Origin of the sequence: Microbacterium sp. NPDC086615 (assembly GCF_040686055.1) — a bacterium.
GTDB lineage: Bacteria > Actinomycetota > Actinomycetes > Actinomycetales > Microbacteriaceae > Microbacterium.
This window is the reverse complement of record NZ_JBFBJJ010000001.1, coordinates 458,851-467,783: the sequence shown is the minus strand read 5'-3', so window position 1 is coordinate 467,783 and position 8,933 is coordinate 458,851. Positions and strand designations below refer to the sequence as shown.

General features: G+C 65.2%; 12 protein-coding genes and 1 tRNA gene. 4 read left to right on the top strand and 9 right to left on the bottom strand.

Annotated features, from left to right (window positions below):
• Positions 1 to 271: 271 nt before the first annotated feature.
• On the bottom strand, positions 272 to 1,228 hold the full coding sequence (locus AB0O24_RS02235) for a virulence protein RhuM/Fic/DOC family protein (RefSeq protein ID WP_307385559.1): 957 nt from the start codon (positions 1,226 to 1,228) through the stop codon (positions 272 to 274).
• Positions 1,225 to 1,518, bottom strand: a complete 294-nt coding sequence (locus tag AB0O24_RS02230; RefSeq protein ID WP_275801637.1) for a hypothetical protein — start codon at positions 1,516 to 1,518, stop codon at positions 1,225 to 1,227. Before AB0O24_RS02230 ends, AB0O24_RS02235 begins: the two co-directional genes overlap by 4 nt.
• A 232-nt stretch (positions 1,519 to 1,750) precedes the next feature.
• Between AB0O24_RS02230 and AB0O24_RS02225 the strand changes: the two genes are divergently transcribed.
• Complete coding sequence (locus AB0O24_RS02225; protein ID WP_275801638.1) at positions 1,751 to 2,296, top strand: helix-turn-helix domain-containing protein; 546 nt, start codon at positions 1,751 to 1,753, stop codon at positions 2,294 to 2,296.
• Between the two features lies 1 nt (position 2,297).
• Here AB0O24_RS02225 and AB0O24_RS02220 read toward each other — a convergent pair whose 3' ends face one another.
• From AB0O24_RS02220 to AB0O24_RS02205, 4 genes are all read right to left on the bottom strand, one after another.
• Positions 2,298 to 2,585, bottom strand: coding sequence for a hypothetical protein (locus tag AB0O24_RS02220; protein ID WP_275801639.1), 288 nt, complete (start codon positions 2,583 to 2,585; stop codon positions 2,298 to 2,300).
• 277 nt (positions 2,586 to 2,862) lie between these two features.
• Positions 2,863 to 3,171 carry a hypothetical protein gene (locus AB0O24_RS02215; RefSeq protein WP_275801640.1) on the bottom strand — a complete coding sequence of 103 codons (309 nt, stop codon included), beginning with the start codon at positions 3,169 to 3,171 and terminating at the stop codon, positions 2,863 to 2,865.
• A 535-nt stretch (positions 3,172 to 3,706) separates the two neighbouring features.
• A complete protein-coding gene (locus AB0O24_RS02210) occupies positions 3,707 to 4,195 on the bottom strand; it encodes a hypothetical protein (RefSeq protein WP_275801641.1) in 489 nt (162 codons plus the stop codon).
• Between the two features lie 54 nt (positions 4,196 to 4,249).
• The gene (locus AB0O24_RS02205) at positions 4,250 to 4,414 is read right to left on the bottom strand and encodes a hypothetical protein (RefSeq protein WP_275801642.1); all 165 of its coding nucleotides are present in this window, start codon (positions 4,412 to 4,414) and stop codon (positions 4,250 to 4,252) included.
• Positions 4,415 to 4,446: 32 nt separating this feature from the next.
• Here AB0O24_RS02205 and AB0O24_RS02200 point away from each other — a divergent pair, with 32 nt between their 5' ends.
• The 3 genes from AB0O24_RS02200 to AB0O24_RS02190 all read left to right on the top strand — a co-directional run bounded on the left by AB0O24_RS02200 (position 4,447) and on the right by AB0O24_RS02190 (position 6,578).
• Complete coding sequence (locus AB0O24_RS02200) at positions 4,447 to 4,893, top strand: hypothetical protein (RefSeq protein WP_275801643.1); 447 nt, start codon at positions 4,447 to 4,449, stop codon at positions 4,891 to 4,893.
• 154 nt (positions 4,894 to 5,047) lie between these two features.
• Complete coding sequence (locus AB0O24_RS02195; RefSeq protein ID WP_307450834.1) at positions 5,048 to 6,154, top strand: acyl-CoA desaturase; 1,107 nt, start codon at positions 5,048 to 5,050, stop codon at positions 6,152 to 6,154.
• A gap of 130 nt (positions 6,155 to 6,284) precedes the next feature.
• Positions 6,285 to 6,578 (top strand): hypothetical protein, encoded by a 294-nt coding sequence (locus tag AB0O24_RS02190; RefSeq protein WP_275801645.1) that lies wholly within the window; start codon positions 6,285 to 6,287, stop codon positions 6,576 to 6,578.
• Positions 6,579 to 6,766: 188 nt separating this feature from the next.
• Here the strand turns inward: AB0O24_RS02190 and AB0O24_RS02185 are convergent.
• The 3 genes from AB0O24_RS02185 to AB0O24_RS02175 form a co-directional block, all read right to left on the bottom strand.
• Positions 6,767 to 6,839, bottom strand: a tRNA-Lys gene (locus AB0O24_RS02185).
• A 38-nt stretch (positions 6,840 to 6,877) separates the two neighbouring features.
• Positions 6,878 to 7,882, bottom strand: a complete 1,005-nt coding sequence (locus tag AB0O24_RS02180) for an iron chelate uptake ABC transporter family permease subunit (RefSeq protein WP_275801646.1) — start codon at positions 7,880 to 7,882, stop codon at positions 6,878 to 6,880.
• Positions 7,879 to 8,928 carry an iron ABC transporter permease gene (locus tag AB0O24_RS02175; RefSeq protein ID WP_363372207.1) on the bottom strand — a complete coding sequence of 350 codons (1,050 nt, stop codon included), beginning with the start codon at positions 8,926 to 8,928 and terminating at the stop codon, positions 7,879 to 7,881. Before AB0O24_RS02175 ends, AB0O24_RS02180 begins: the two co-directional genes overlap by 4 nt.
• Between the last annotated feature and the right edge of the window lie 5 nt (positions 8,929 to 8,933).

The window sequence follows — 8,933 nt, the reverse complement described above, 5'->3', positions numbered from 1 at the left end:
TCAGAGAGTTAGCGCTTCTGATCCTCGGGGACCTCGACCCCTACACACCGACCATCACCCCGCGAGCCTCACCCCCACCGGATGTCCGAAGAGCCAGACAACGTTTCACCTTGACGCTCGCGCTCTTGAAGCTCACGAAGCTCTCGTCTGCGTTTATATAACGGACACATCTCGTTCCAATCTTGCCGATTACGCCTCGGCGACTTGGTTCGTGTGGTGCGAACCGTAGCGGTGCACGAGGAGTCGTTTGACATTCACTGACAATTTGTGCTCAGCTGGCAATCATCCTCGTAAGTAAGGCGACCATGACGTCCTTCTCCTTCGGGTCGCTCATCGCCACGAGCAGTGTGGTGGCTGCCAGAGCGTTGTTGGACACGCGCGGAGTGCCATCAACGTTGCTGAGGGTGCCGTTTCTGGCGAGGAAGGTGACGAAAAGAGCGGCAGCGGTGCGTTTGTTGCCGTCGGAGAGCGGATGGTCTTTCACGACCAGGTAGAGCAGGTTGGCCGCTTTCTCCTCGACCGTGGGGTACAGATCCTGACCGCCGAAGGTCTGATATAGCGCCGCGATGATTCCCGCGAGGCCGTCACCTCGTTCGCGACCGAACAACGCGTCGTCGGGAAACTCCTCGCGAAGCTGTTCGATGACGCTGCGTGCCTCATCGACGGTCAGCTCCCAGTCAGGAACAGCTGAGGGGCGGGTGTCGATGTGTCCTTCGTCGTAGTCACGGAGGAGAGTGAACCCGGGGAGGTAACTCTGGAGCACATCGGCGACACCGGACACGAGTTCGTCGCTTGAGCGCCCGAGGATCTGCACGATCGTCCCGAGATGCTCGAGGCGCTGCTCGTTGACGGCGTAGCCACGCACCAGGTAGTCGCGGAGTTGACGTGTTGCCCAGATGCGGAACTGCGTGGCCGTGGCGCTCTTGACCCGGTAGCCGACGGACAGGATGAGGTCGAGGTTGTAAAAGGGGATCTCACGCGCGACCTGGCGCGTGCCTTCCGTACGAACCTGTCGGAAATTCCGACAGGTTGCCCCCTCGTCGAGTTCGCGTTCATCGTAGACGTGCTGGATATGCTCCACGACGTTCGTCCGCGAGGTCTGGAACAGCTCCGCGATCTGCTGTTGGCTCAGCCACACCGTCTCGGCATCGAGCCGGACGTCAAGGGCCGGGGCGCCGTCTTCTCGCGTGTAGAGGATCACCTCGCCGGATGGCTGTTGGTCGGTCATGCCGCGGTCTTCCGATCCTGCATGTCCTCATCTTGCCCTGGGATCTCCCAGTGGTCCGGGATCATGGAGATGAGGTAGCTGCGGTTCCTCATGAAGTTCGGGTCGTCGTCGTTCTCCATCATGGCGATGCCGTCGTAGAGCGCCTGGCGGGTGATCCGGTTGAGTTCCGCCATCTGAGCGTCCGAGAGGTGCCTCACGTGCAAGTCCTCCATCGCGTTTCGAATTTGCATCGCCAGGAGCATGGCGTGCTGCTGCGGGGGAGTGAGGCGGGCGAAAGAGGAAGCATTCATCTGCCCCGAAGTATGCGAAACTATGTTCGATATGTCAATGGGGAGGAGCGTGGGAACCACTCGGGTCCACCCGCCTGAACGGGCTGTGCCTTGTCTTCCAGAAGCAAAGAGCGTCATCGATACCGCTCACGCTCTGCAATCCACTCCCAGCAACCTTTATCTCAAGGCGATTTGTTCCAGTAAGCGCGAGATGGTGGGGCTTGTTGAGAGGTACTCGAATAATTCGTCAGGGGTGGTGAAGCTGCGCCAACTGGCAAATCTGAAGCCGTGCCGGGTTGTGATGGACAGCCGCCCCGTACCTCGCCGAGCTCGACGACTGACCGACGCAGAGAAGATGGCGTTTGTTGAGGGCTACAAGCAGGGAGAGCTGGTCGCAGATCTGGCCCGTCAGCTTGGAGTGCATCGCACGACGCTCGACATGCTGGTTGCTCGTTTGAAGCTGAGCCGGGTAGATCCAAATGAGGTGCCGGCGAAGGTACGTGATGACCTGGTTGAGAAGTACCGGGCGGGGGAGTCCCTAGCTGCGATCGGCGATCGGCTCGGGTTCAGCGCCAACAAGGTGCAGCGGCTGCTCGTGTCGATGGGTGAACCGATCCGCCCACGTGGCCCAAGGAAGCCAACGATTACGAGCGAGCAGGTCAATCGGATGGTCTCGCGGTATGAGCAGGGCGAGGCGATCTCAGCTATCGCAGACTCCGCTGGAGTGAGCTATGCGCAGACGAGGTCGTGCTTGATGGAGGCAGGCGTTCAGATGCGGCCGCGCGGGGGAGCGCGGTGAGCTAGGCGGCCTTCTTCTTCTCGGCTTTGTCTCGCGCGATGGCAAGAAGTACACGGGATAGCTTGTCGAAGTCGACATCCGGTCTAACGAGTGCTTCGGTGCGGATGACAAATGACTTGTTTGTGCGCCTCCTGCCAGGAGTCTTTTTCGGTGGCGGTGGTGCCGACTCAAGCTGCGCAATGACCTTGCTGAACTGGGCATACGCCTTGCCGGCACGGTGGGGGAGGCTTGGCCACTTCGCCGTGACCGCCTGGCGATACGTGACAGCCTGATCTTCCGTGAGGTCCATGCTGGGTTGGTACAAGCCCGGTGTCCTGCCCGCCATCGTCCTCTTGCGGTGCGATAGTGATCCGGCCTGCGATGTAGTGCTCTTTTTGCTCGAACTCGTTCACCCACGCTTCAAGTTGCTCCCGAGAACAGCGGGGCGGCGAAGCGTCAATGTCGTGCATGCAGAAAGTCTCACATTCACGCACCGAGCAAATCGACCCCGCCGATGGTGTCCATTCCTGCGAGCGCACGCCGCCGCGCTGCCGTCGCGCGGCTAGGTCTTCGCAGCCTCGGCGATGCTAGATGGTGTCGAAGCGGATGTCGTCCTCGTCGTAATCGGTCGCTATACCCGGTAGCCAAACGTGGGGGTCGCCGTCCGCGGTTTGAGCGATGAGCGGGACAGTGGAAACGGAGATGACGATGGATGTCGTGGTCGTAACGAAGAAGCTGAGTCGGTGGCCGCCGTCGGCGGTGACGTTGAGGAAGCCGCCTGCGGCGCGGGCGGCTCGGAGGGTTTGCTCCCGCAGGTCATCGAGGCTCTCGAGCGGGCCGAGCGCGAAGCTCGTGCCGTCGACTGTGACGGTGACCCGCTCGATGCTGTTGCCCATGCGCGGACGGTATGTCGGCCTGCCATCAGCTTCGCCCGGGGTTGCGTTGAGGGAGTCCGCATGGCACACTTCGCGCGTCAGTGGCGGGGCACGTATAGGGGCACAAGGCGAGGGCGCGCACCAGGGGTGTCGGGCAGCGCCTCGCCGGGAAACCTTGCTCCCAGGTCCCGCCGCTCGCCGCTCGCCCCCACCTGACGGCGGTGCCCGGGAGCGTGCCCACAAGGGCGGTCAAGCGTGTGACTCGCACTCGCGAGCGTGGTCGCCACGGTGAGCGATCCAGAGGGCGCTCTTGACGTCGTCAGGAGCGTCGAGCGAAGCGGATCCCCCATCCAACCGCAGCCCACTGCCTCTCAGCGCTGAGGGTCGCAAATCCGATGACTCGGCGGGCACACCCCCGCAACGAAGTCGTCCTCCAGCTGCCTCCAGCTGACCCGCGCGACTTCTTCTTCTTGCTTCGAGAGAATCTCGGGGATGGACTCATGCATCCCGCGCGTTGACCACGGGCGGCCGGCTGGGTGTCTTTGCTGCGGTTCGGCTACGGCGTCGCCGGTGTTTGCTCGAATGTGATCAGGCCAGCCTCGCGGGCGATGGCGTCGGCTCGAGATGCTTCTGCCTCTGCTGCTGCCGCCAGCCTGGCGTGCGCGGTGAGGTGATCCTTTTGGATCTTCGCGGTGATGGCTGCGAGGTGGTCGGCGAGGAATGTTGCCAAGCCGGATTTGAGTTCTTCGAGATTGGTGTTCGCGATTTCGAGGCGCCGGTCCGACACGCGGAGCGTGACCGAAGGATAGCCAGCGTCAGAGAGGGCCTGTTGGGTCGTTGGGGAGTGCAGTGCGGTCACTTCTTCTGCCTGTGGGCGGCGGTTGAAGACGGCGTCGACCTGGTAGGTGTTGGGCGCGGTCAGTGTCCCGAGTCTGGGCGGCAGCGATCCAGGGAGAACGGACGTGAGGCCGAGGGGGTTCGGGTATACCGAGGGGGTGGGCGTTGTGTGCGGCTTTGATGCTGTGGAGGACGTGTCGGTGGTCATGGGTCTCGGGGACCCCTCTCTGGGGTTGCGTGTCCGCGGGGGCGCAGAGGCCGCCTAGGAGGCGCGTCGGCGGTTGCGGGTTCGGATGAGTCCGAAGATGAGGGTGCCGATGAAGAGCACGATGCCGATGATGGCGAGCCAGAGCAGGCCCTCGAACGTGAATCCCACGATCGTCAGCACCGCCCAAGCGACGAGGAGGATGACGAGTGTGAGCCACATGTTTGTGACTCTACGCCTAATATTCGAGTTGGGTGTCAATTCTTTTGCCCAAAAAAGAGGGCGGGCTGGAATTGAGATTTTGGGAAGAGTTGCTCCACGCAATTTCGGGGCGAGCGAGCACGCATCGACAGTTGCCCGATTTGCGAAATCTGCCGTCGCATAGTGTCGCGGTCATCGGCACGCAATATCTCGTGAACGACGTCGAGCGTCAGGACGTCGGTGATCGTCTCTACGTGTTGCGCTCCGGCAAGCTGCGCGAGGGCAGGGCAAGGTCGGTGGCCGTCTTCTCGAACGGTCGAAACCTGGGTCGTTTGTCCCCCGAGGCAGCTCAGCCGCTGGCGGCGGCGCTTGCGAAGCTGGGCGGTGCCGCCGTGGTGAACGGAACGGGTGTGCGCACAAGCGGGATCCGCCTGTGGGTCGACGTCCCTGACACGGACGCGCTGAACGCCTTCGCAGCATATTGGCAGCTTCGAGAATAGTTCGCGAAATTCCGGCGAATATCAAAAAGTAAGACCGCCGCTGAGAGTGATATATACGAAAGTGAACATACGACGCGCGTAACCTGTTGGTAAGTCCTCGGCGACCGCCATCGGCTTCAGGCCTCACCGGTCACGACGAAACCGAGGAATGGAAATGCGCTCACCGGTCATTGAATCCCGACTGGGTCCTATTCGCCAGACCTACGCAGGGACGACGGAGTTCCCCCCGATGGCGAAGGCCTACACCGAGCTGTCTCAGGTCGTTCGAGAGACCGGTCTCCTGCTGCGTGCACAGCGCTTCTACGCCGTCGTCGGCCTCGTGCTCGCGGTCGGGTTCGCCGGGGCCATCGCCGGGTTCGTCCTCTTCGGCGACAGTTGGTATCAGCTGCTCATCGCTGCCGCACTGGGCGTCCTGTTCACCCAGGTGGCATTCCTCGCCCACGAGGCCGCGCACAAGCAGATCCTCGCCTCCGGTCCCGGGAACGAACGCCTCGCGCTGTGGCTGGGAGCCGGCGTCGTCGGTCTGAGCATGTCGTGGTGGGGTGCGAAGCACACCCGCCACCACGCCAACCCGAACCGCGTCGGCAAGGACCCGGACATCGAGGTCGACACGGTCTCCTTCCTCGAGGCCGACGCGGCGAAAGCACGTGGCTTGCGGCGATGGATCACCCAGAGGCAGGGCTGGCTCTTCTTCCCCCTCCTCACGCTCGAGGGCGCCAACCTTCACTTCCTCGCGTTCAGACACCTTCTCTCCCGCGGCGAGGTGAAGGGACGCCGCCGCGAGCTCGCGATCCTCGCGCTTCGGTTCTCGGTCTTCGTCGCCCCGGTGTTCGTCTTCCTTCCTCTCGGGATGGCGTTCGCGTTCCTGGGCGTCCAGCTCGCCGTGTTCGGCGTGTACATGGGCGCATCGTTCGCCCCCAATCACAAGGGCATGGCCGTCATCGCCCCGAACGCGAAGCTCGACTTCTTCAGCAAGCAGGTCCGCACCTCACGCAACATCACCGGCGGGTGGTGGGCGACGTGGCTCATGGGCGGCCTCAACTACCAGATCGAGCATCACCTGTTCCCGAACATGCCCCGGCCGCATCTGAGCCGGGCCCGCGCGATCGTCAAGGAACACAGCGAGACACTGAACGTCCCCTACGTCGAGACCAGTCTCTGGCGTTCGTATGGCATCGTCATCGCATATCTCAACCGTGTCGGCCTCGCGGCCCGCGACCCCTTCGAGTGCCCCATGACCTCCGCGGCCGCCCGAGCCTGATGCGCGACGTCCAACGTCACGGATGCCACGTGCCAGTAGCCGCGTCGGTTGCAGTCGGCAGGTGTACCCGGACGATGGGCCGTCTCGGGATCGTCTATCGTCACGCTTGCCGCGCGCGTAGAGTCCAGCTATGAGCGGCGCATCGACGGACGACGAAGACGGCAACACCTCGGGTGAGTCGCGACGCAGCCGTGCCCGGCGGATACGGTGGACGACGGCGACCGGTGAGCATTGGCAGGGCTATGCCGCGACCAATGAGACACAAGCTCGGCGCGATGCGGAGATCGAACGCGACAGGCGTTCGACCGACGACGAGGTTGCGCGGGAACACTGGGATGACGATGGCGGACCGAATCTGCCTCCACATCCGCCAAGTACTCGATCTCATTCGCCTCATCCCATCAAGCATTTCCCACCTCTCTGAGCGAGGTGCGCTGGCCTGATGATCCCCCAACGTTCCGCTTGCCTGGACTGCAGTAACCATGCCGTCGGAATACACAGTCAACGGTGATCCGCGACGGCTTCCACTGAGATCGCAGCGATGGGTCGAGAGATGAGTCCAGCGACTGTCGTACGGGAGCCGGCCACACCCCGCAGAGTGAAGGCGGAGAGTGGGCCCGGAGGGGCTCGAACCCTCGACCCGCGGATTAAAAGTCCGATGCTCTGCCAACTGAGCTACAGGCCCTCGCTCCCAGCCTAGCGGGCGCGACGGGGGTGCCGTGCTCACCGGCGGGAGCGGGCGACGATCCAGAAGAGGTACGCGCCGCCCACCGCCGCTGTCAGCAGGCCCACGGGGATCTGCACGGGAGCAAGAGCCCGCTGGGCCACGACGTCGGCCACGATCAGCACGACGGCACCCGTGAGGGCCGAACCGACGAGGGGGATGCCGCTCGCGCCCATCGCGCGACGAGCCAGCTGCGGCGCGGCGAGGGCGACGAAGCCGATCGGGCCTGCGACCGCTGTCGCCGTCCCGGTCAGAAGGGCGGCGACGACCACGAGCGACAGACGCACGCGGCCGGTGCGGACGCCCAACGAGCGCGCGGTGTCGTCGTCGAACTCGAGGGCGCGATAGTCGCGATGGAGCGCGACCAGCACCGCGCTCAGCACGCCGAGCGCGGCGAGGAGCAGCACGACGTCATTCGCGGAGGTGGCGGCGAGACTGCCGTGGAGCCACTGCGTCGCGTTCCGCGCGACGTCGAGCGGAGCGCGCGTGAGGAGATAGTCGTTGACGGCGGCCAGGAGCGTTGTGAGGGCGATGCCCGCGAGGATCGTGCGCTCCCGGGAGATCCCGACGCTGCGAGCGATCCCCATCACCACGATGACCGTGAGCAGGCCTCCCGTCCACGCCCCGATGGCAGGAGACGGGGGAGGAGAGATGAGGGTCAGCCCGATGAGCGCCCCGGTCGCCGATCCGGCGGTGAACCCGACGATGTCGGGACTCGCGATCGGGTTTCGGGCCAGGGTCTGGAAGACCGCGCCGGCCATTCCCAACGCGGCCCCGATGAGAAGGGCGGCGGCGAGGCGTGGCATCCGCATGCCCATGACGACGACGGTGGTTCGGGCGTCGGCGTCTCCGGTGAGAGCGGATGCGACATCCCCGAGCGACGCGTCGAACGAACCCGTCGTGAGGCCGACGGCGGCTGCGCCCACAGCGACAGCGATCAGGATCGCCGCGACCGCGAGGGGGCGTCCGCGTCGCGACAGCCGGGTTCGAGAGGGCGCGCTCATCGGCTCCTCCGCAGGATCAGCCAGAGCAGCAGCGGCGCGCCGAGGAAGGCGGCGACGATGCCGGCCTCGACTTCGCCGGGGAGGGCGATGACGCGTCCGACGATGTCGCTCGCAAGCGTCAGGGCGGCACCCGTGACCGCCGCGAGCGGCAGGGACACCGGCACGGAGCCGCCGACGGCACCGCGGACGGCGTGGGCGACGAGGAGGCCGATGAACGCGAGCGGCCCCGCCGCCGACGTCGCGGTCGCGCAGAGGACGGTGATCGCCGCGCCCGAGGCGATCGTCACGAGGGCAGGGGAGACCCCGAGGGATCGGGCCAGGTCCCGTCCCAACTGGAGGTGGTCGAGGCCGCGCGCGACGAGGGCGGCCAGCATGATCCCGACGACCGCGAACGGCCACAGCTGCGCCGAGACTTCGGCATCCCTCCGTTCGAACGATCCGACTGCCCAGAATCGGAACGACTCGAACGTGGCGTCGTCGGCGAGGGTGATGATGCCGACGATGGCGCTGAGGCAGGCGCTCAGCGCGACCCCGGCGAGGATCAGCCCCACGGTGTCGTTTCGGCGATCGGGCCGCGCGGCGGCGTTCACGAGCAGGGCGGCTCCGCCGGCGCCGGCGAAGGCGAACCACACGTAACCGCTCGCCGTCCCGACGCCGAAGGTGGCGATCGCGACGACCACGCCGAGCGCGGCGCCCGCGTTCACCCCGAGAAGCCCGGGGTCGGCGAGCGGGTTCCGGGTGAGCGCCTGCATGAGGACGCCGGCGACCCCCAGGCACGCTCCGGCGAGGAGCGCCGTGAGGGTGCGCGGCACACGGAGCTCATGGACGATGACGCCGACGGCATCCTGTCTCTCGGAGAACAAGGCCGAAAGCACATCCGTGGGCGCGAAGGCGCGCGAACCGACGGCGAGGCTCGCGACGACGAGCACGGCGAGGAGCACGGACACTGCGAGCGTGAGCACGACCGCGCGAGAACGCGCCGCTCGACGACGCGCAATCAGCTGCCCCGCGATCCCCGGCGAGGTGACAGCGGCCGAATCGAGCACAGAGG

Coding starts and splice junctions, on each gene's coding strand:
- AB0O24_RS02235 (WP_307385559.1), bottom strand. CDS start 1,228: ATGACCGACCAACAGCCATCCGGCGAGGTGATCCTCTACACGCGAGAA.
- AB0O24_RS02230 (WP_275801637.1), bottom strand. CDS start 1,518: ATGAATGCTTCCTCTTTCGCCCGCCTCACTCCCCCGCAGCAGCACGCC.
- AB0O24_RS02220 (WP_275801639.1), bottom strand. CDS start 2,585: ATGGACCTCACGGAAGATCAGGCTGTCACGTATCGCCAGGCGGTCACG.
- AB0O24_RS02215 (WP_275801640.1), bottom strand. CDS start 3,171: ATGGGCAACAGCATCGAGCGGGTCACCGTCACAGTCGACGGCACGAGC.
- AB0O24_RS02210 (WP_275801641.1), bottom strand. CDS start 4,195: ATGACCACCGACACGTCCTCCACAGCATCAAAGCCGCACACAACGCCC.
- AB0O24_RS02205 (WP_275801642.1), bottom strand. CDS start 4,414: ATGTGGCTCACACTCGTCATCCTCCTCGTCGCTTGGGCGGTGCTGACG.
- AB0O24_RS02195 (WP_307450834.1), top strand. CDS start 5,048: ATGCGCTCACCGGTCATTGAATCCCGACTGGGTCCTATTCGCCAGACC.
- AB0O24_RS02190 (WP_275801645.1), top strand. CDS start 6,285: ATGAGCGGCGCATCGACGGACGACGAAGACGGCAACACCTCGGGTGAG.
- AB0O24_RS02180 (WP_275801646.1), bottom strand. CDS start 7,882: ATGAGCGCGCCCTCTCGAACCCGGCTGTCGCGACGCGGACGCCCCCTC.